Below are 20,190 nucleotides of genomic sequence, written 5' to 3'. Positions count from 1 at the left end.
AACGGCTCTTGCTGGCGCTGAATCAATCGTGTTAAAGATAGCAACCGTTGCTCCGTCGCGTTCTCCGTGGGACATTGAGCTTAAAAAAAGTTGCAGAGGAATGGAATCGTATTACCGACGGGCAGGTAACGGTAAAAATCTATAATATGACAACCCTCGGTGGGGAAAAAGCGGGTATTCAAAAACTCAAAGCTGCGCGTCCGGGACAGCAAGCTCCGCTCGATGGGGCAATATTTACGATGATCGGTTTACATGAATTGGTACCCGACGCTTATATCTATACGCTTGCATTGCCTTTTTTGCTTCAAAATCAGCAAGAACTCGACAAAGCGCTCAGCGTATATGGCAATAAAATCGAATCAAAAATTAATGCGGCCGGTTATGAGTTGATTGCATGGTCGAATGTCGGGTGGCTCTCTTTTTATACGAAGGAACCCTATAAAACGCTCGGAGAATTAAAGAAAATAAAATTAGCAGTTGCCGGTTTGGATAGCCCTATTTTGAGTGACAGTTTTAAACTGAGCGGTTTTAATGTAACTGATGTTCCTGCTCAAAAATTCTCTCAAATGCTAAAAAGTAAAAATGGCATCAGCGGCTTTTTTGCCGTACATCTTTTGACGTATGCAACAGGGTATTACAAGGATATCAGCTATGCGCTTGATACAAAACTGTGCCCCATTATGGCCGGTTTCGTTATTTCAAAAGCTTCATGGGAAAAAATTCCTAAAAAGTATCATGCCGCTATGAAGGAAGCAATGGATAAAGCCCGTAAGCGACTCAATGAGGCACTTGATGATTCGGATGCCGATTGCGTACGTAAAATGGAAACTGCTGGTGTTACGATGATTCGCCTTTCTAAAGAAGAGCTTAAAAAATGGGAAGAAGAATTTGGTATGAATATTAATGATATTCATCGGGCTTTTCCGAATGCTTTTGATATGGATATGTATCAAAATATTCAAAAACTCGTTGCTCCGATGCGTAAATAACCGTACGATAACGATATGAGAAAGCTTGTCAACGTATTTGTACTTTTTTTGATCGGTATATTAGTTATACTGCCGATGGTGTTTTTTTTCATCAGCGACATCGGCGGTGTTCCGATATTGGACGGGGAACGGCTGATCATTCATGCTGTTTTTATTTTTGCGTGTTTTGCAGGAATGATTACCAGCGCAGATCACAAACAGTTGAATATCGAGGTTTTTAACCTTAAATTATCCGATCGGCTGAAAACCGTCGTCAGTCAAGTCAATAACGGTATAACGACAGCTGTCCTTACAGCAATTTTTTTTGCCTGTTTCCCGAATATCTTAGTCGTAATAGACCCTTCCGATCTTTTATGGGGAGTGCCGGTACGGTTTATCTTTGGCGCACTGCCGTTGATGTTTTTTGCCCAGCTCTTTTTATGTTTTAAAAAGCGTGATTCACTTGTATCCTCTTTGGTAGGACTTTTCGGCGGTTTGTTTATCAGCTGCGGTTCGATTGCCGTTATTCTTTATACGTTCTTAGGGAAGGATATTCCCTTTTTTACAGCGTGCGCCTCATTTTGGCAGTCTTTGAGCGCTCCGTTGATGTTGCCGCTCATCTTGATACTGATTGCCGCAGCTCTTTTCGGATTACCGCTTTTTATCGTATTGCTTGGAATTACGCATACGGCATTCAGCCAAGGCGGCGGATATGTCGATGTGATTCCGCTGGAAATGTATCACATTTTAACGGATACGAGCATTGCGGCAATTCCGCTTTTTACCATTGCAGGCTGTTTGCTTGCGGAAGGAAGCGCCGGTAAGCGGTTAATGGAACTTGTCCGCAGCAGTGTCGGTTGGATTAGAGGCGGAGTAGTTATTGCCTCCGTACTCGTGCTTACCTTTTTTACAACCTTTACCGGCGCCTCGGGTGTAACCATTTTAGCGCTCGGACCGCTTATCAGTGTTATTTTAACGGGAAGCAGCTATTCGAAAGATGATTCCGAATCGCTGATTACCGCATCCGGCTCGCTTGGTATCCTTTTCCCGCCCAGTATGGCGATCATTATCTTCGGCGTAACCAATATTATGACCATTGATATCTTTGACGTATTTAAAGGGGCGATCTTTCCGGGGTTCTTGCTTACGCTGTCGATGATTGTTATCGGCGTAATACGGGATCGTTCAAAAACTCGTGTGCCGTTTTCTTGGGCTATACTGAAAACGGCATTCTTCGGCAGTTTTTTTGAGCTGTTACTGCCGATTTTTATTATTGTCCTCTATTTTTCGGGGCTTTTCTCACTCCTTCAAACTGCCGCTTTTACCGTGCTTTATACCTGCGTATTGGAAGTTGTTATCCGCCGTGATTTTTCATGGAAAACGGCTGCTGCGTTTATATTGAAGAGTATTCCGGTTGCAGGCGGAGTTCTTATTATCATCGGTGCGGCAAAGGGATTGGCTTATTATTTAATTGATGCGAATGTACCGGCAATTCTCACGGACATCGTGCAAACGTATATACAGTCAAAATATGTATTTTTGCTGCTGTTGAATGTACTGCTCATTTTTGTCGGCTGTATTATGGATCTCTACTCCGCAATTTTGGTAGTATCGCCGCTTATTATGCCAATTGCCGAATCATTCGGTATTCATCCCATACATACCAGCGTTATTTTCCTTATGAATCTGGCGCTTGGCTTTCTAACGCCGCCGATTGGGATGGATTTGTTTATTGCGAGTTATACATTCAATAAACCGGTTATCAAGATAGTAAAGAATATTCTCCCCTTTCTCGGCATTCAAAGTATTATTTTGTTGCTGGTTACCTATATCCCGTGGCTGACTACCGCTTTGCTTCAATAAACCTGTTCGGAAACTTCTGTTTCTGAACAGATACCTTGAAATGCGATGTTCTAAATCGTGCTATTTGTGCGATTTAGAACTCGTCGACCTATTCGAAAACGCAGTTATCGATAGGTCTAGTAGGAGAAGATATGGGGTTGGAACTATGCTGAGGATGACGAAAAAGTAACCGACTTTTGAGGTATGACCTTTTGCTTTGCGGCGGTATTTTGCCGTGCAGCTCCGCGCGGGCGGCGTTTTGAGGCTTCTTTTGCTTTTGTTGTACCGGTAAGCCGTATGTCCAAGCCCCCTTTTCTGAGGCAGTATTTTACTGCATATTCAAGCTCTGTCCGTTGCGGGTTCATCGGTAGTACAAAATGGCGGCATTCGGCATATACCGTCTTATAAACTGCTCGCGGTTCTTCTTTCCAATCGGTAATCAGCTGTAAAAAATCACGGATGAGGTATACCAATGCCTGTCCTTGCCGCTGAATCTTATGTTCTGCAATTAATCCGTCAAGCTCTTTCATGCTCGCGAAATAGTGCTCGGAAAAATGAGGCGAATCCTCGATAAACGAAAACGCTGAAGGCTGTAAATAGAGAAAAAGTTGGTAATGCAGCAGCAGCTTAAAAATTTCCGCCGCATGACCACTCATCAGGATTTTGCATATCTCCTCGGTTAAACGGGATGGTGACGTATATTCAATGAGCGGTGCATCGCGATGAATGCGGTAGCGGAGCAGCAGCGGGATTTCAGCGCCGGTGATGGTCGCGTATTTGACGGCGCGGATCATTCGCACCGGATCTTCTGCAAAAATGCGCGAAAGATTGATAATCGGACGCAATCGCTTTTTGCGGATATCCTCTACGCCGCCGACATAATCGACAATAATGTTTTTTATCGGATCATAGTAGAGCGCATTTAAAGTGAAGTCGCGGCGCCGTACATCTTCGTCGATAGTACCGAAAGTGTTGCCGACGGAACCTTCCTCCAACGAACGAAAGGTAGAGACCTCATATATTTTAGAACCGTAAAAAACATGCACCAATCGGAATCGTTTTCCGATGAGCCGAGAATTTTTAAAAATCTTACGGATACGGGCAGGTTTTGCCGATGTCGCAATATCGAAGTCTTTCGGTATTTTTCCGATCAGCAAATCCCTGACAGCGCCGCCTACAATGTAAGCCTCATAGCCTGCATTGTGCAACCCGTTGATGATGCGGATTGCCTCGCCGTCCACCTTACGGGGATCGATAGAGTGTTCCGTTGCCGTATATATAAGCGCTTTTGATAGCTTTTTATCCGTACTATTTCGAGTATACCTTACTAACATTACGAACAAATATTTTGCCGTGAATTTTCAATTCTGTCAATCTGACACATTGCACTGATTATTCCGCATTCGAATTAATCAGTGTTTCCCTAGCCAAAAGATATTTTTTGTGGTAAATTACAAAAATTATGGGGGAACCAATGAGCGAAACTTATGATTTGATAATTGTCGGCGGCGGTCCTGCGGGGATGGCTGCCGGAATTTATGCTGCGCGTTCAAAATTAAAAACTGTTATTCTGGAACAAAAACGGAATACGGGTGGGCAGTGCTATATTACCGAAGAAATTGAAAACTATCCCGGCTTTCCGGAGGCAACAGGGCCGTCTCTTAGCGAGGCTTTCCATAAGCATGCCGAAAAGTTCGGTGCCGTGTTTGTGAATACGGGGGCTGAAAAGCTTGAAAAAAGCAGCGATGGCTTTCATTATATCGTGCATGGAACCAACGGTACCGATTATGAAGGTCTCGCTGTTTTAATTGCAACCGGCGCCGGCGCTCGTACCCTTGGGTGTAAAGGCGAAAAAGAATTCAGCGGAAAAGGCGTTTCATACTGTGCTACTTGCGACGGAGCTTTCTTTGAAGAATGCGAAATTGCCGTTGTCGGCGGCGGTGATTCAGCCGTTGAGGAAGCCATGTATTTGACAAAGTTTGCCGATAAAGTAACCATTATTCACCGCCGTGATGAGCTGCGGGCTGCGAAGTCTATTCAGGAAAAAGCCTTTGCCAATCCTAAAATGGCCTTTAAATGGAATGCCGTTGTAGATGAAGTATGCGGCGACGGTCTTGTGTCTCACTTGAAACTTCGGGATACGAAAACCGGAGAAATTTCCGATTTTACAACCGAGGGGCTCTTCATATTTATAGGGCATGACCCCGAGACGGAACTGGTAAAAGATCTGGTAAAACTTAACGAGGCGGGGTATATTATTACAAACGGTCGAATGGAAACCAATGTACCGGGGATTTATGCTGCCGGCGATGTTATCCGAAAAGAGTCCCGTCAAGTTGTTACTGCAGCGGCTGACGGCGCGTTGGCAGGCATTTGGGCAGGTAACTACATCGACGATATAAAAGCGCGTCAGAAGCTTTCAAAGTAGTATAAGGAACCCCCGCTTGTTGCCATGGAGCTTGAGCGGCGGCGTATAGGAGGACTAAAATGGTTGAATTAACAAAAGATTCATTTGAACAAGAAGTACACGGATCGAAAGGTGTTACGTTGGTTGATTTCTGGTCTCAATCTTGTGTACCGTGCAAACAGCTGATGCCTGACGTTCACGCAATGGCAGAGCGCTATACGGGAAAGGTAAAGTTCTGCTCATTCGATATCGGTCTCGGACGCAGAGTTGCAATGAAAGAACAGGTGCTCGGTCTGCCCTCAATTCTTATCTATGTTGACGGCGAAAAAAAGGAGCATCTGACCGGTGAAGGTCTTAACGCCAAACAGATTGAAGATACGCTTCAAAAGTATCTGTAAGGGGTTTAGACCGATTAAATAGTGAAATATCGGGGAGAATATCTCCCTTGATAGAGGGATGTCTCTAAAGATCCGATGCGGTTTTTAGAGATTTCTATAATTTCCTTGGAGGGTATGCTATGGAATTAAAAGGCAAAAAGGTCATCATTATCGGTGATCGCGACGGCATTCCCGGGGAAGCCATAAAGCTTTGTGCTGAGTCGGCGGGCGCTGAAGTTGTTTATGCGGCAACCGAATGCTTCGTCTGAACAAGCGCAGGCGCAATGGACTTGGAAAACCAAAAGCGGGTTAAAGATTTAGCTGAAAAGTACGGCTGCGAGAACACAGTAGTGCTTCTCGGCGGTGCCGAAGCTGAATCGTCAGGTCTTGCCTGTGAAACCGTTACAAACGGTGATCCTACTTTTGCAGGTCCGTTGGCAGGAGTCTCGTTGGGACTTTTGTGTTATCATGTGGTTGAACCGGAAATCAAAAATCAAATAGATCCTAAGATCTATGAAGAACAAATCAGTATGATGGAGATGGTTCTTGATGTTCCTGCAATTATTGCAGAAGTCAAAGAATATCGTGAGAAATACTGTAAGTTTTTAAAGTAAAAAATAACATGATAAAAGCGTATCGGTTGCGATCCGGTAATCGGTACGCTTTTGCAAACTTTCCTCAATCTTAAATTGAACAAAATTCGTGGGAGACCTTGACTAATCTTGAAAAGCAATTAGAATTATTGATATGAGTGATTATCTGGATATCAATAATGAAGAGTTATTGAAAGACTTTTTTAGTGAAGCAGAGCAGCAAGTAGAGCAGTTGGAGAGTAATATCCTTGTTATCGAACAGGATCCTACCAATAAAGAAGCTATTGATGAAATTTTCCGCGCGGCTCATACTTTGAAAGGTGGTTCTGCGACCGTTGAAATGAGTGAATTATCCGGTTTCACTCATGCCGTAGAAGATTTGCTTGATGCTATCCGGTCGAATCAAGTTACAGTTACAGAAGAAACCATTGATCTATTGTTGCATTCTTTGGATATAATCAAGGATATGCTTGCGGCAAGATCTAATGGTGAGGTATATAGCCAAGATGTGTCTGAAACGGTAACGAAGTTGCGGTCGTATATCCCTAATAAGAAAGATACTAAAAAAGCTGCTGCAAAAGCTTCGCCGTCAAAGCCTGCCGCCTCTAAACCGGCAGCACAGCCGCAAGCAAAAACTGTAGCTTCCGGCGACGAAAATGCCGTCGATCCGGCGTCTTTACTTTCCGAATATGAAATCCTTGAATTACGTGAAGCGGTGCCCGCTGATAGTAAAGTGTACGCTATCCGTGTTCAATTTGATGAAGCAAGTTTAATGAACACCGTCGGCGGTATTCAAGTGTTCGCAGCCTTAAAACAATCTGCGATGGTGCTTAAAACCATCCCCGATTTTGATGCGCTCTATGAAGATGAATTCCATCCTGAAGTTCTATACTATGTCGCATCGACGGCAAGTGAAAGCAGTTTGTTATCGATCGCAAATATTCCCGATGTAACGCTTAATGCAGCAATCGATGAGCTCACCTTCAGTGCCGAAGGGAGCGCCTCGAAAACAAAAGCGGCAAAACCGGAAGAACCTGCTCCGGTTGCAGAAGCACAGCCCGCTGCTGATACAGGAGCGAAAGCTGAAACATCTCAGCCGGAAGCATCCGCTCCCGCCACGCAAGGAGATGCAGGACATCCGAAAAAAGCTCCTGCTGCAGCCGCAAATGCCGCTCACTCATCGGGATCGGTACTGCGTGTTGATGCAAAACGTATTGACTACTTGCTGAACTTAGTCAGCGAGACGGTTATTACCAAAGCCTCGCTTAACCAAAGTGCGATGGAATTTAATGAGCTTTATGCGCTTTTCCAAAATGCGAACAGTGAATATAAAGACCGGATTCGTAAACTTTTGGATAAATTTCCGTCTTATCTTGAGAAACTTCAGCAAGGGGCAGATTTAAATACGATTAAGAAAGAACTTGCGGCGGATTATGCCGGAATGTTTGAGCTTTTTAGCCAGTTCGAAACATCCATGAAATATTCGGTGACCAAGTTCCGTTCTTCCGCACAAAACTTGGGACGTATTTCAGGTGAGTTGCAGGAAGGGGTTATGAAAATCCGTATGGTTCCCATCAGTCAGATTTTCAGCCGTTTCCCCCGCGTTGTTCGTGATCTTTCCAAAACGTTAAATAAGAATATCCAGCTTGTAATCGAAGGTGAAGATACCGAATTGGATAAATCGGTAGTCGAAGATCTTCTTGACCCCATTATGCACTGTGTGCGTAATTCGATGGATCATGGGATTGAAACCCCTGAAGAGCGGAAAGCACTCGGAAAATCCGAACAAGGGACACTTTTACTTAAAGCGAGCAATGAAGGTAACATGATCGTTATTGAAGTTGTCGATGACGGTAAGGGTATTGATGTTGACGCTGTCAAGGCAAAGGCTGTAGAACGGGGGCTTTTGCATCCGGGTAAAAATCTCACCGATGTTGAAGCGTATCAGCTGATCTTTGCACCGGGCTTTTCAACTTCAAAAACGATTTCCAGTGTATCGGGGCGAGGCGTTGGTTTGGATGTCGTTAAGACACATATTGAAAAACTCAACGGAACCGTTACGGTTGTTTCGGAGAAAAACAGGGGGACCCGTTTTACCATCAAATTGCCGTTGACGCTTGCAATTATCCAAGGGTTGCTGATACGTGTCGGGGAAGAAGTGTACTCTATTCCGATTACTTCCGTTATCGAAAGTCATCGTGTGCGCAGTGAAGAGATTAACCGTATTGACAGCTATGAAGTGTTTAATGTGCGTAATGAAGTTATCAGTTTGCTGCGCCTGAATAGGCTGTTCGGTGTTCCTTCAGCGGAAAAAGGCGATGATGGTCATCATTATATCGTTATTGTCGGAACAGCTGAAAAGAAAGTCGGATTGATGGTCGATAGCCTTATCGGTGAAGAAGACGTCGTTATTAAGCCTTTGAAAGATCAGTTTACCAATTCTCCGGGAATTGCCGGCGCTTCAATTTTAGGAGACGGTTCCGTTTCATTGATTATCGATGTTGGGCAATTACTTGATTTGGGCTTAAAACAGGAAATGCATGCCCGTGAACGGCGTGAGGCTTCCATCTGGTAAAAGGGGACTGAATAACTATGGAAAAAACCGAGTTGAATACAGTAGTGAATGAAGAACTGCAAGAAGATTATGCCGGTGAGCACGTTTCTGTTATCGATTTTAAGATGATAACCTTTTCTCTTGCAGAGAAAGATTATGCAATCGATATTATGAAAGTAAAAGAGATCGCAAAAGCGAATAATTTTACTTATGTACCGAATACGGCGCCTTTTGTACTTGGAGTATATAACCTGCGCGGTGATATTATTCCGATTATTGACTTACGCATTTTTTTCAATATTCCGATTAAACAGCGCGCAAAAGATACCATTGAAAGTATGGTTATCATTAATGTAGATGATCAGATTTTCGGTATTGTCGTTGACCGAATCGATAAAGTAGTCGGCGTTTCAAAAAATACTATTCAACCGCCGCATCCTATTTTTGGCGATATCAATATTAAATATATTTACGGTGTTGTAGAGAATTCCGGACAGCTCTACATTTTATTGGATGTCGATCGTATTTTTGCTTCCCGTACCATAACGGAAACAAAAGCGACAGTTGTTGAAGGTGAAGCGCTGACGGTTGACAATTCTGCAAAGACCGGTGTAGCTGATGTTACGCAGTCAAATGATGCGCTTGATATCCGTTTTATCGGTGATACACTTGCTGCTCTCGGTCAGTTCTATCCTTCCGCTGTCAATGCTGCATGGCTGGAAAAGCGATACTATGAATGGCGGGATATGCGCGTCGCTTCGAGCATTCAAATACAATCCGAAGATCAAGCGCGGGAGTTTTTGAGCAATTTCCTTTCACCCGATACGCACCGGTTTTGGTCCGACTCATATATGAATACGGTGTTGGCTGCCTTGCCCGATAATGATGCGAGAATTATTACCGTTTGGAATGTCGGCTGCGATGCGGGATATGAAACATACAGTCTCGCAGTGCTGTTGAAGCAAAAATATCCTCGTGCCGCAATTAGGATTTACGCCAATGATGCCGATTTATTAGCTATTTCCAATGCACCGATGCTGACCGTTCCTGAAGATCAGGTGATCAATAGATTTAAACCGTATTTGGTCAAAGGAGTGAATGATTCATATAGCTTCAATCAAGAAATAAAAGATATGATTTTGTTTGAATACCATGATTGTGTGCATCAAAATACGGTTCCGGATGTTGATATTATCATTGCTCGTGATGTATTATCATTTATGAAAGCAGAAAAGCAAAGTATCTTATTGGAAGAATTTAGGGATAAACTAAAAACAACCGGTATCGTTATCTTAGGTGCGAATGAAATGATGCCTAAACAGAGCGGATGGATGCGGCAAGTAATGGGGGATATAACTACTTTCTCACGAGAGTAGCTTGTAGCGGATAACTGAAAATCGACAAAGGTTTTTAGTTATTGATAAACAGAGGGCTGGCAGCCGTTTTATAACGGCTGTCATGCACAGTTTGTATAAAACTGAAAACGGACCTCGTACCGTAACGGATGTTATTGTTCGTTTAATTTTTTTCGGAAGGAGATTTTGATGCGTGTAGAGTATATCAATCCGTTTAGCGAAGCTGCCTATAATATCTTAGTGCAAGTGCTCGGCGGTGAAGTTAAACGCGGTGACTTGTATTTGAAATCTACTTGTATGCCTGTAATGGGTGTTGCGGCAATTGTAGGTTTGGCCGGTGATGTTGAAGGTCGTGTTATTTTTGATATGACGCCGGAAACAGCATTAAAGATTGCATCGACGATGAATCAGGAAGAGTTCACCGAATTTGATGAATTGGGGCGTGCAACGATTACGGAACTTGCAAACCTCATTACCGCACAGGCAGTAACGAAGCTGCATGATCTTGGGTTTAAATTCGATTTAACCCCGCCAGCTCTTTTCACCGGCGATAATATGTCAATATCCAGCAGTGATATTGAAGCATTGATCGTACCGATGGAAACGGCGCAGGGTAAAGTTGAAATAAACGTTGCTATTCGCGACAGAGCATAAGAGGAGTAGGCTATGATTTCTAAACAAGATTTTCCGTCTATTAACGAACGTGCCCCGGGCGGTGTAAGAGCTGATGGTTCGGCTTATAAAGTTCTGGTGGTGGATGATTCTATTTTCGTTTCTAAACAAATCGGTCAGATTTTAACTAGCGAAGGCTATGAGGTTGTTGCAACTGCTGTTGACGGATTTGAAGGAGTCGAAAAATACAAAGAGTTGTGTCCGAATGTCGACCTTGTTACAATGGATATCACGATGCCCAAAATGGACGGTATTACGGCTCTTGAGCAGATAATGGCGTTTGATAAAAATGCAAAAGTCGTTATGATTAGCGCTCTTGGAAAAGAAGAGTTGGTAAAGAAATCCCTACTGCTTGGAGCAAAGAACTATATCGTAAAACCGCTCGATCGCAAAAAGGTTCTTGAGCGTATTGCTGCTGTTTTAGCAAAATAATAGAAGACATGTACCTTACCACAGAAGATATGTTTTCTGTGGTAAGATATTGTTTTTATAGCTGCTTACGATAGCGGATCGAAAATTACATCGAAGGTAAGCCTCTAAAACTTCAGTTTTTAGAGGTTCTCAACTGTTGTTATTTATGAATGCGGAGCAGTTGATATGTGTGATCTTTGTATGAGATGATATATTCATCTCCGAGTAAGCGGTTTAATTTATTTCTAAGCCGATAAATATGTGCCTGCGCATAGTTGTGGGTATTTTTAGCTGTTTGTGCGTTTAATACTTGAATAATTTCTTCTACACTCATTCCATCTTTCTTTTCTAATAGTCTTGTAATCAGTTGTTTTTGTTTTCCCGAGAAATGTTCCATGATTCGATTGACACTACTTGCATTGGCAGAATAGGCATTGATGGCTTGAGGTTCTGTCTGCGATACAAATTTTTCTTTTTGTTTTTTATACTTGCGAAGTTTCTTTTTAACTTTTTTAATCAATTCTTTATCTTTTTCGGTTGTAAATGGAAAGTAGTAATATTCCGATAGGTAATGAACGGTAAAATCAAAGGTTGTTTCCGTTTCAGTATAGTCAATAACGGTAAAAGTTAAGCCGAGTCGGTCGAGCAATTCTTCAATGTCGATATTGTAGTGCTGTATTCTGCTATGTTCGATGAGCAAAACTTTGAGTGACGGACTTTTGAACTTGGAAAGCAAATCCTTTAAGCAATAAGCAGCCGTAACTTGTATGTTGGCATCTTCGAGATACCGGTGGAGACTTTTATTTCTTTGCAGGTTTTGATCATATAAAAGCACTCTCATATTTTTATTTTCGGTTGAATACCCGTTATGCTCAATCGTTTATCGGAAAATTGTCAAAACTTTATCTCTTGCTTTTACCTTGCTTTTACCTACTTGCATACGGTCTATAAAGTATCGTATGATATACCGTATGGCAAAACGTAAAAAAAGAAAAATATCGTTCGGCTGTCTTTTTTGGATTGTATTTATTTTATTGATTGCCGTGCTTTTTTTCTTGAATAAAGACACGATTTCTTTTGTTTTAGAGAAAACGAATGCAAAGAGTATATTCTTAAAAGACAAAACTGAACAACTGCAAGAAGCTCCACAGGCACTGCCCGAAATTCAATCTAAAGAAGATAGTGTGGATGGCGTGTCGGTAACGGGTGACGGCAGTAAAGAGCCTGAGCCGAATGTAAAGACCGAACCGGCTAAACCGCAGCAAAGTGCCGAGCAGCAATCTGTTGATAAGCGGCCTGCTGTACCGGCAAAGTCCGCAGCTTCCAATACGCGCACTAATGAGCAAATAAAGAAACCTCAGTCTGAAAATAATAGCAGGGTTAATCCGCAACAAAGAGACGGGCAAACAGCTGCACCGAGTCCGACAACGTCAAAACCGGCTGATGAACGGACTTCGCAGCGCAATACTGCTGCAACTGCGCAACAGCCGCAACCCGCTCCTTCATCAGCACAGAAACCTCAGGCAGCTACGTCGGCAAAACCGGATACCGCTAAAAGTCAACCGGCAGCGGTACGAAAAGCGGTTATCTATTGGGTACGGGTAGATGCGGACGGGAAACTCATTCCCAAAAGTGCGACCCGTTTACTGCCTAAATCAGATGCACCGATGAGTGATGCGCTCGAAGCTCTTTTTGCCGCTCCTACCGTGGCTGAGTTAAAACAAGGAGTACGGACGCTTATTCCGCCCGACACCAAGCTCCGTTCCGCATGGGTAAAGGACGGTGTCGCCTTTATCAATGTGAGCGAGGAATTTCAGTTTAACCAATATGGTATTGATGGCGCCTTAGCGCAGCTTTTGCAGGTAGTATTCACGGCAACGGAGTTTTCGACTGTGAAATCGGTGCAGTTCCTTATCGAAGGGCAAAAAAAGGAATATCTTGGCGCAGAGGGCGTGTGGATCGGCTCGCCGCTTTCGCGTGCTTCTTTCTAACTTGAATCCCGTGCATCTTTTAAAAACCGGAGCTTTGAGGATGCCCTGCGGTTTACCGAAGATGCTTTTATGCCGATATTGGAGAGTATGAAATCTTTTGTTGTGCTGGCTGCAAACGGTATTTCCGATTATGCTTTGCGGCCGCTTACCCAAGGCGGAGGTGCCGCCCTTGCTTCCGCACTGGAGCGTACAAGCCGTTTCCCCGATTACGCGGGTACTATTATAACCGCAGCAGCAGCGCAATGCGCTGCAATTCAAAAATACTGCGATGATGTTCAGCCTTCCGCCCTACCGCCGGTGCAGGTTGTTCCGGTTGCAGAGAATACCGCTGCCGCCTTTTTTAAGGCGCTTACGCCTTTTGCAGCGGAAGCAGATCATATCTTTATTGCGTGGGCGGACGCTCCGTTTTTAGACAATGCGGGGGCGGCACAGCTTTATGGTCAGCATTGTACCTATAAGGCGGAATACAGCTTTGCCGATGGGTATCCTGAGGGGCTGCTTCCGCAAATCGTTGCAGCGGGGCTTGTCCCCATATTAGCGGCGCTTCCTTTTGCAGCGGAGGTACCGCTCAGCCGTTCTTTTCTGTTTGATACTATTAAAAAAGACATAAACTCTTACGACTTGGAAACGATGATTGCGCCTGATGATGTGCGGTACCTCAGGCTCGCTTTTTATACCGATACCAAGGCTTCATGGCTCTTGTGTCGGCAGTTTATCGGCATCACAGCGGAAAATTATGCCGCATATATCGCCGAGCGGCAAGAGTTCCTGCGGCCGCTGCCTGCCTATTACGGTATGGAGATAGTCGCTTATCATCCTTTACATTCTATTTATCGTCCGAATCTGTTCCCTAAAAACTTTGATGATTCTTGCTATATGGATTTTGAAGCCGCCGCTCAGCTCATCGATGCGGTTGCCTCATTTTCCGAAAGCGCAGTAATTTCGCTGTCGCTCTACGGGGAGCCGCTCCTGTATCCTCGTTTTGCAACACTTGTAGCGCTGATACTGAATCATCAAAACCTTTCGATATTGATAGAAACGAGCGGCATTGCGGACAAAACGGCATATAATTTTGAATATTTTGAGCAACTCGCTCAACTTTGCAGGGATGTGCCGCCGAGGGATGGCGGGCGCTTGCCGATTTACTGGATTATCGATATCGATGCGGCGGGGTCAAAAACATACGGTGCAGTTCATCAGCTTTCCGATGAGGATGCCGAACGTTATTTGAAGCAGGCCGTAACTTTTGCGGATCAATTAGCAAAAGTTTTTCCCAAAGCGGTGTGGGTGCAGATGACGCGTATGAATGAAAATGAAGCGGAATTGGAGTCCTTTTACCGGTTATGGGAAAAACGGGAAGCAAAGCCGCTTATCCAAAAATACGATCACCTCTGCGGGACTCTTCCCGACCGCCGCCCTGCCGACATTTCTCCGTTAAAGCGGCATCCCTGTTGGCACCTCAAGCGGGATATGTCTATTTGCACGGATGGAACCGTTCCGCTCTGTAAAGAAGATGTCAATCGGTCGGTTGTCCTCGGCAATGCCTTTACGATGCCGCTCGAAACGATTTGGGAAAACGGACAGGTGTTTTACCGTGAGCAGATACAATCCTGCTATAAGGGGGTGTGTGAACATTGTGACGAATATTATACCTACAACTTTTAACGAGCGGAAAGTTTCACATACTATTATCGGCGGTATACAGTATCGGGGGCAGAACAAGTCGGAAGATTTCTGCGTTATTGTCTTGAACCGGGGTAGAAAGTATTATCGTCCTTTCTTTTTTGAACAGCTGTTAGCGGAAGGATTTACATCCGTTATTTCGATAGAGTCAAGCCCCGATGCCGGCGATATGGAAACCTTAACCGCGAAATTTCCGCACGTACGATTTTTATTCCCGCAAGAAAAGCTCACCGTCGGGGAGATGATCAATATCGGTTTTGCAGAAACAGTTGCCCCGTATATTATGGTGATATGGAATGATACGCACATTCCGCCGGGGAGTTTTACCGAACGGGTACTTGAAAAGATTAAACAAGAACATTTGTTTTGCGCGGCGCCCGTGCTGGCGAATGTGCGGGGAGAAGCGGTTCCCAATCAGATGGTTCCCAGTCTGAGCGGGAACCGATTTTCGACCGAACAATTCCCCTGCATCAAAAATAAGACAGCCACTATCTATCCCTATGATTTTATGGGAATTTATAGTAGAAATAAGTGTATGCAGCTCGGCGGTTTTGATTATACCATTCAGAATCCTTATTGGCAAAATCTTGATCTCGGCTTTCGCGCTCACCTCTGGGGGGAGTCGATCCGGATATTTACTTCGTTCAGGATTCACTATGAAGGAGAACCGGCGCCTGAAAATATTTCTACCGATGCCTCGTACCGGCAGTTTTATCTCAAGAATCTTGCGCCGGAGCTGACGGGCGGCACGGCGGCTATTCCTTTTAAGTTATTCTGGAGCTATCTGCATAACTCCGGTTTAAACCCGCTGCATGCATGGCAGCATTTTTCTGCCGTACGGCGGTGGACTGAACTGAATAAAAACCGGTTTACAACCACCGCCCGTGCATTAATAGAGCATTGGGAGCCTTTTATATGAGCGTTTATTCAGGCGTTGCCGTTGTCGTACAAGCACGCCTTAATTCTTCACGGCTGCCGCGCAAGGCGCTTTTGAATCTTTGCGGTAAGCCGCTGCTTGGCTATACGCTTGCAGCAATGCGGGAGATTCCTGCGGAGCGGTACATCCTTGCCTGCGATCACGCTTCGGCTGCCGAGTTTACCTCGCTTGCAGAGCAATTTCATTATACCCTCATCAGCGGTTCGGAATCCGATGTACTCGGCCGTTTTTGTTCGGTCGTAAAGCAGTTTGAAACTTCGCTTCGTCCCATTACGACGGTTATCCGTGCAACGGGTGATAATCCTTTTTTATTTACCGAAGCCGCCGAAGCCTCCGTTAAGCGTTTTGTGGAACTGGGAGAGCCTGATTACTTTACCTATACCGGTCTTCCGCACGGCAGCGGTGTCGAAATTTTAAAGGCAAAGAGCTTGCTTACTGCAGAGCGGCTCACCGATGATGCGTATGATCATGAACACGTCGGTCCCGCCCTCTATCGGCATACCGATACTTTTATCTGTGTAAAGGAAACCGCCCCGCTGCAATGGTATGCACCGCATCTGCGGACAACGGTAGATACGCAAGAGGATTTTGACCGCGCGGAATTGATGATGCAGTATCTGCAGCGAGAAAAGACCGCAATGCCTCCGTCTTCTTCCGCAGTGATGAAGGCGTGCCGTTACGCCGGCCGAATTGCCGTTTTCGTTCCGTCGGTACGGGAAGGGCAGGGGACGGGGCATCTCCGCCGTGCCTGCACGTTGATGCAAGAACTCTCCCCTCAGCTGCGCTCCGTGTTGTATCTCAGCGATTCATTTCAGCCTCCGTTTGTGCAGGATATCATTAAGAAGGCGGGGTGTATTGAAACCGTCAATGAAATTCCCGAACAAGCGTGTGTGTTTATCCTCGATAATTTTAGAACGCAGGCGGAAGAAGTGCGCCAGCTTAAAAAAATTGCGCCGGTCGTTGCCTTGGATGAAGGCGGGGAGGGGAGAGCATATGCCGACTATCTGATCGATATTCTTCCTACATTGCCGTATTCCATTGACTTGACTGACGTATCGGCGCCGAAGTCTTCGCCGGATGCGCCGAAGACTTCAAATTCCTCGCATACTGTATCGAACCGTACTGTCGATCGCTCCGAACATACGATAGATCATGCTGCACGTGCTCCTGATCACTCCGCAGCGGGCGAAGCGCTTCGCTCAAATATTACCGAAGTGAGCTTTATTGCACTGCCGCAAAAGCGGAAGCGGGACGGCGCTTTAAAAAAATACGAAAAGAACGGGAAATATTTTTTCCCCATTGAAAATGCAAAGCTCTTGATTGTCTGCGGCGGAGAAGATGCTGCTCACATGGGGCTTCCGCTTGCTTATATGTTCGCCGAACTCGGCGCTGAAGTTTCCGTCGTTGAGCCTAATGAAAAAAAATATTCCCAGAAGAAGGTGAATCTCTATGTGTATCCCTATTTGGAAAACTTGAGGAACAGGCTCTGCGAATGGGACATCATTGTAACGCACTACGGCTTTACCGCCTTTGAAGCGCTCGCTGCAGGCTGTGCCGTTATCCTCGTTTCTCCGACTGACTATCATTATCGACTGGGACTCAATGCGGGATTCTCAACGATGCCCGTCGGCATACCGGTCGTTCAGGATATTAAAGCATTGTTCAAGGCAGGTATCGGTATTCCATCGATTGTTACACCTCAGTCAAAAGAAAAAAGCCTTGCCGATTTTATCTTGAAGCTTTCTATGGCAACCGCGCACCGCTGCCCGCTCTGCGACGAGCAGTCTCCGCTCCCACCCGAAGGTCGGGCGGAGAATAAAACCGTTTCGCGCTGTCCCGTTTGCGGGATGTACTATCCGTCGTTTATCGCCGCAGAAAAAAAAGAGTACGGCGAACAATATTTTTTTGAAGAATATCAAGCTCAGTACGGTAAGACCTATCTGGAAGACTTTGAATCGATTAAACGGCAGGGCTTACGGCGGATGTCGATCATTAATGCAATCTATGCGAAGGTCTTTAATGGCGGCAAGGAAGAATCGCTTTTTGAAGGCCTACATCACGGGACGAAACGGATTCTCGATGTGGGCTGCGCTTATGGCCCCTTCCTTGCGGCTGCAAAGGAGTCCGGTTGGAATCCCGTCGGTACCGATATTTCGGCGGAGGCTGTGCACTATGTTTGTAAGATGCTCCAGCTTCCTGCTTGTCAGGCGCCTTTTCCGGTACTTCCGGCACGGTTTCCTTTTACGGTTGAAAAAACATTTACCGAACAGCATAACCAGTCGCTCAGTATTCCGCTTGAATCAGGCGGTTTTTCTGCCGTTACAATGTGGTTTGTTATTGAGCATTTTCAAGATTTGAATTCGGTGCTACAAAAGGTTTTCGATCTTTTGATTGGAGGTGGCATTTTTGCTTTTTCCACGCCTGCGCTGTCGGGCGTTACCGGTCGGTGGAATCGCCGTCTCTTTTTTGCACAAAGTCCGACCGACCACTATACCATCTGGGATAGAAGGCAGGCAAAAAAACAGCTGGAGCGATACGGTTTCACTGTAAAGAAGATTGTGTCCATCGGGCATCATCCGGAGCGGTTCCCCCATGCAGCCAAGATAAAAAAAGGCGGCTTCCGCTGGAATATATTGATGTTGGTGAGTAAGCTCTTTAAGTTGGGCGACAGCATGGAGATTTATGCGGTAAAGCAGGGAGCGATAGATGACTAAGAAACGGGTGTTTATGCTCGGTGCGGGCTTTATGCAGGGCGTTGCGATACGCGCTGCCCGTGCGCTCGGCTGCACCGTCGTTGCAGCCGATGGAAATCCGTCCGCGGTGTGCGCAACGGAAGCTGACGAGTTCGTATGTATCGACTTAAAAGATACCGCGCGCCTTATCGACTATGCGCGGTATTTGCAGCAGAACGGCGGACTTGATGCGGTGTTTACCGCCGCGACGGATTTCTCAGCCGCAGTTGCCGCTATCGCGGCTGCCTGCGGCTTGTGCGGGCACACGCTCGAAGCAGCGCTCAATGCGACGGACAAGGTACGAATGCGCGAATGCTTCCGTAAAGCCGGCGTACTGTCTCCCGCTTTTATTGAGCTGACCGCCGCCGATCTCGCGGCTGGGAAAACTGCTTCAAGTGTTGCAGCTCCGGCTGCCGCAGCGGAAAACTCCCGATACAGTGTTGCGGGTTCAGCTCCGGCAAATACGCTTGAGCAGCGGCTCGGCGAACTTGCCGGACGTTTCCCGCTGGTGGTAAAGCCCGTCGATAATATGGGCGCCCGCGGATGCTCGCTCGTCAAAGATATGTCCGGCTTACAGAAAGCTGCGGAGACTGCATTGCGGTATTCACGGAGCGGGCGCGTCATCGTTGAAGAATACATAGAGGGAAGCGAATTTTCGATTGAAGGGCTGGTCTTCGACGGGCGGCTGTACGTAACGGCGCTTGCCGACCGGCATATCTTTTTTTCTCCGTATTTTATCGAAATGGGGCATACGATTCCGTCGGATTGCCCGCAAGACATTGCCGATGAGGTTATGGCGGTGTTTGAACGCGGCGTTCACGCGCTCGGCTTAACCGACGGAGCAGTGAAGGGCGACATTCTGGTGCGTGGCGGTAAGGCCTTTGTCGGAGAGATCGCCGCCCGCCTTTCCGGCGGTTACATGTCCGGCTGGACGGTTCCTTACAGCTGCGGTTTGGATATTACGGCGGCAGCGTTGACCCTTGCGCTCGGCGGCTCGCCTCGGCTGCACACCTGCGGGAAGGATTCTTTCATTATCCCGCTCAAGCAAAACTGTCCGTTTGTGTCTGCGGAGCGAGCATGGATTTCCATTCCCGGGCAGGTTGCAGCCGTCGGCGGCTTGGAAGCCGCACGCGCAGCGCCCTTCATCAAAGATGTATTTCCCCGTGTTGGAGTAGGCGATACGGTGGTGTTCCCGCAGAACAATGTGGAAAAATGCGGCAATGTACTGAGCGCTGCGCCGAGCCGTCGCGAAGCAGTGCTGGCAAGCGAGACAGCCTGCCGTAAAATCGTACTGCGGCTTAAACCCCATGTTGCGGAAACCGATGCTTTTTTGGCGGAGCTGCACTTCCCGGCGGAACAGCAGACCTTTCCGCCGAATTTTTTGCAATTTACGGAGCCGCTTGCTAGTGCCGCGGCAGAGGTAGCTGCGGATACGCTTACTGCGGCTTCTGCTGTGGCAAGAATAAGCGTAGATGTGCTTACCGCGGATCCCGCTGCGGATAGAAAACTTCAACGTGTCGCAGATTGTTCTGTAGATTCGAGTGTTTTTTTCGACCGGTTACTCGCGGATTCCGTTTACCAAGAAAAAAGAAGGCTTTGTACTGCCGGACTTTTTAGTTGCAGCGTTAGGTACTGCTCGCGATCTGCAAGGCAGGTCGCTCCGTGAAC

Annotated in this window: 16 protein-coding genes; 14 read left to right on the top strand and 2 right to left on the bottom strand. The window is 46.1% G+C overall.

The features are described 5' to 3' along the window. Positions 1-74 precede the first annotated feature (74 nt). Complete coding sequence (gene dctP, locus GWP40_RS09120) at positions 75-989, top strand: TRAP transporter substrate-binding protein DctP (RefSeq protein WP_230974372.1); 915 nt, start codon at positions 75-77, stop codon at positions 987-989. A 15-nt stretch (positions 990-1,004) separates the two neighbouring features. Next, positions 1,005-2,831 carry a TRAP transporter large permease subunit gene (locus tag GWP40_RS09115; protein WP_212565080.1) on the top strand — a complete coding sequence of 609 codons (1,827 nt, stop codon included), beginning with the start codon at positions 1,005-1,007 and terminating at the stop codon, positions 2,829-2,831. Between the two features lie 143 nt (positions 2,832-2,974). Here the strand turns inward: GWP40_RS09115 and pcnB are convergent, their stop codons facing one another. After that, the gene (gene pcnB, locus GWP40_RS09110; protein WP_212565079.1) at positions 2,975-4,144 is read right to left on the bottom strand and encodes a polynucleotide adenylyltransferase PcnB; all 1,170 of its coding nucleotides are present in this window, start codon (positions 4,142-4,144) and stop codon (positions 2,975-2,977) included. A 140-nt stretch (positions 4,145-4,284) separates the two neighbouring features. Here pcnB and trxB point away from each other — a divergent pair, with 140 nt between their 5' ends. From trxB to GWP40_RS09075, 7 genes are all read left to right on the top strand, one after another. After that, complete coding sequence (gene trxB / locus GWP40_RS09105; RefSeq protein ID WP_212565078.1) at positions 4,285-5,238, top strand: thioredoxin-disulfide reductase; 954 nt, start codon at positions 4,285-4,287, stop codon at positions 5,236-5,238. Positions 5,239-5,297: 59 nt separating this feature from the next. Continuing rightward, entirely contained in the window at positions 5,298-5,615 is a 318-nt protein-coding gene (trxA, locus tag GWP40_RS09100) for a thioredoxin TrxA (protein ID WP_016524044.1), read from the top strand. A 119-nt stretch (positions 5,616-5,734) separates the two neighbouring features. Next, positions 5,735-6,208, top strand: coding sequence for a glycine/sarcosine/betaine reductase complex selenoprotein A (gene grdA, locus GWP40_RS09095; protein ID WP_162663353.1), 474 nt, complete (start codon positions 5,735-5,737; stop codon positions 6,206-6,208). A gap of 133 nt (positions 6,209-6,341) precedes the next feature. Further along, positions 6,342-8,762 (top strand): chemotaxis protein CheW, encoded by a 2,421-nt coding sequence (locus GWP40_RS09090; protein ID WP_212565077.1) that lies wholly within the window; start codon positions 6,342-6,344, stop codon positions 8,760-8,762. A 17-nt stretch (positions 8,763-8,779) separates the two neighbouring features. Continuing rightward, positions 8,780-10,117 carry a CheR family methyltransferase gene (locus GWP40_RS09085; protein ID WP_212565076.1) on the top strand — a complete coding sequence of 446 codons (1,338 nt, stop codon included), beginning with the start codon at positions 8,780-8,782 and terminating at the stop codon, positions 10,115-10,117. A gap of 168 nt (positions 10,118-10,285) precedes the next feature. Continuing rightward, positions 10,286-10,750 carry a chemotaxis protein CheX gene (locus tag GWP40_RS09080; RefSeq protein WP_006188200.1) on the top strand — a complete coding sequence of 155 codons (465 nt, stop codon included), beginning with the start codon at positions 10,286-10,288 and terminating at the stop codon, positions 10,748-10,750. 12 nt (positions 10,751-10,762) lie between these two features. Continuing rightward, complete coding sequence (locus tag GWP40_RS09075; RefSeq protein WP_212565075.1) at positions 10,763-11,200, top strand: response regulator; 438 nt, start codon at positions 10,763-10,765, stop codon at positions 11,198-11,200. A 139-nt stretch (positions 11,201-11,339) separates the two neighbouring features. Here GWP40_RS09075 and GWP40_RS09070 read toward each other — a convergent pair whose 3' ends face one another. Then, entirely contained in the window at positions 11,340-12,020 is a 681-nt protein-coding gene (locus tag GWP40_RS09070) for a helix-turn-helix domain-containing protein (protein WP_212565074.1), read from the bottom strand. Positions 12,021-12,150: 130 nt separating this feature from the next. Between GWP40_RS09070 and GWP40_RS09065 the strand changes: the two genes are divergently transcribed. The 5 genes from GWP40_RS09065 to GWP40_RS09045 all read left to right on the top strand — a co-directional run bounded on the left by GWP40_RS09065 (position 12,151) and on the right by GWP40_RS09045 (position 20,188). Then, positions 12,151-13,170 (top strand): GerMN domain-containing protein, encoded by a 1,020-nt coding sequence (locus GWP40_RS09065; RefSeq protein WP_212565073.1) that lies wholly within the window; start codon positions 12,151-12,153, stop codon positions 13,168-13,170. Positions 13,171-13,257: 87 nt separating this feature from the next. Continuing rightward, positions 13,258-14,835 (top strand): spiro-SPASM protein, encoded by a 1,578-nt coding sequence (locus GWP40_RS09060; RefSeq protein WP_230974371.1) that lies wholly within the window; start codon positions 13,258-13,260, stop codon positions 14,833-14,835. Beyond that, a complete protein-coding gene (locus GWP40_RS09055) occupies positions 14,807-15,772 on the top strand; it encodes a glycosyltransferase family protein (protein ID WP_212565071.1) in 966 nt (321 codons plus the stop codon). Before GWP40_RS09060 ends, GWP40_RS09055 begins: the two co-directional genes overlap by 29 nt. Continuing rightward, complete coding sequence (locus GWP40_RS09050; protein ID WP_212565070.1) at positions 15,769-18,504, top strand: cytidylyltransferase domain-containing protein; 2,736 nt, start codon at positions 15,769-15,771, stop codon at positions 18,502-18,504. Before GWP40_RS09055 ends, GWP40_RS09050 begins: the two co-directional genes overlap by 4 nt. After that, on the top strand, positions 18,497-20,188 hold the full coding sequence (locus GWP40_RS09045; RefSeq protein WP_230974370.1) for an ATP-grasp domain-containing protein: 1,692 nt from the start codon (positions 18,497-18,499) through the stop codon (positions 20,186-20,188). The genes GWP40_RS09050 and GWP40_RS09045 overlap by 8 nt, the downstream gene beginning before the upstream one ends. Positions 20,189-20,190: the final 2 nt, after the last annotated feature.

The sequence above is a fragment of the Treponema vincentii genome (genome assembly GCF_018336815.1).
GTDB lineage: Bacteria > Spirochaetota > Spirochaetia > Treponematales > Treponemataceae > Treponema.
The sequence above is the reverse complement of the archived record's forward strand: the minus strand, read 5'-3'. Positions and strand labels throughout refer to the sequence as shown.

Excerpts from the sequence above, each read along its gene's own strand:
- GWP40_RS09085 (WP_212565076.1), top strand. The coding sequence starts at position 8,780 with ATGGAAAAAACCGAGTTGAATACAGTAGTGAATGAAGAACTGCAAGAA.
- pcnB (WP_212565079.1), bottom strand. The coding sequence starts at position 4,144 with ATGTTAGTAAGGTATACTCGAAATAGTACGGATAAAAAGCTATCAAAA.
- GWP40_RS09065 (WP_212565073.1), top strand. The coding sequence starts at position 12,151 with ATGGCAAAACGTAAAAAAAGAAAAATATCGTTCGGCTGTCTTTTTTGG.
- GWP40_RS09070 (WP_212565074.1), bottom strand. The coding sequence starts at position 12,020 with ATGAGAGTGCTTTTATATGATCAAAACCTGCAAAGAAATAAAAGTCTC.
- GWP40_RS09075 (WP_212565075.1), top strand. The coding sequence starts at position 10,763 with ATGATTTCTAAACAAGATTTTCCGTCTATTAACGAACGTGCCCCGGGC.
- GWP40_RS09045 (WP_230974370.1), top strand. The coding sequence starts at position 18,497 with ATGACTAAGAAACGGGTGTTTATGCTCGGTGCGGGCTTTATGCAGGGC.
- GWP40_RS09050 (WP_212565070.1), top strand. The coding sequence starts at position 15,769 with ATGAGCGTTTATTCAGGCGTTGCCGTTGTCGTACAAGCACGCCTTAAT.
- trxA (WP_016524044.1), top strand. The coding sequence starts at position 5,298 with ATGGTTGAATTAACAAAAGATTCATTTGAACAAGAAGTACACGGATCG.
- GWP40_RS09090 (WP_212565077.1), top strand. The coding sequence starts at position 6,342 with ATGAGTGATTATCTGGATATCAATAATGAAGAGTTATTGAAAGACTTT.
- trxB (WP_212565078.1), top strand. The coding sequence starts at position 4,285 with ATGAGCGAAACTTATGATTTGATAATTGTCGGCGGCGGTCCTGCGGGG.
- GWP40_RS09115 (WP_212565080.1), top strand. The coding sequence starts at position 1,005 with ATGAGAAAGCTTGTCAACGTATTTGTACTTTTTTTGATCGGTATATTA.
- GWP40_RS09080 (WP_006188200.1), top strand. The coding sequence starts at position 10,286 with ATGCGTGTAGAGTATATCAATCCGTTTAGCGAAGCTGCCTATAATATC.
- GWP40_RS09060 (WP_230974371.1), top strand. The coding sequence starts at position 13,258 with ATGAAATCTTTTGTTGTGCTGGCTGCAAACGGTATTTCCGATTATGCT.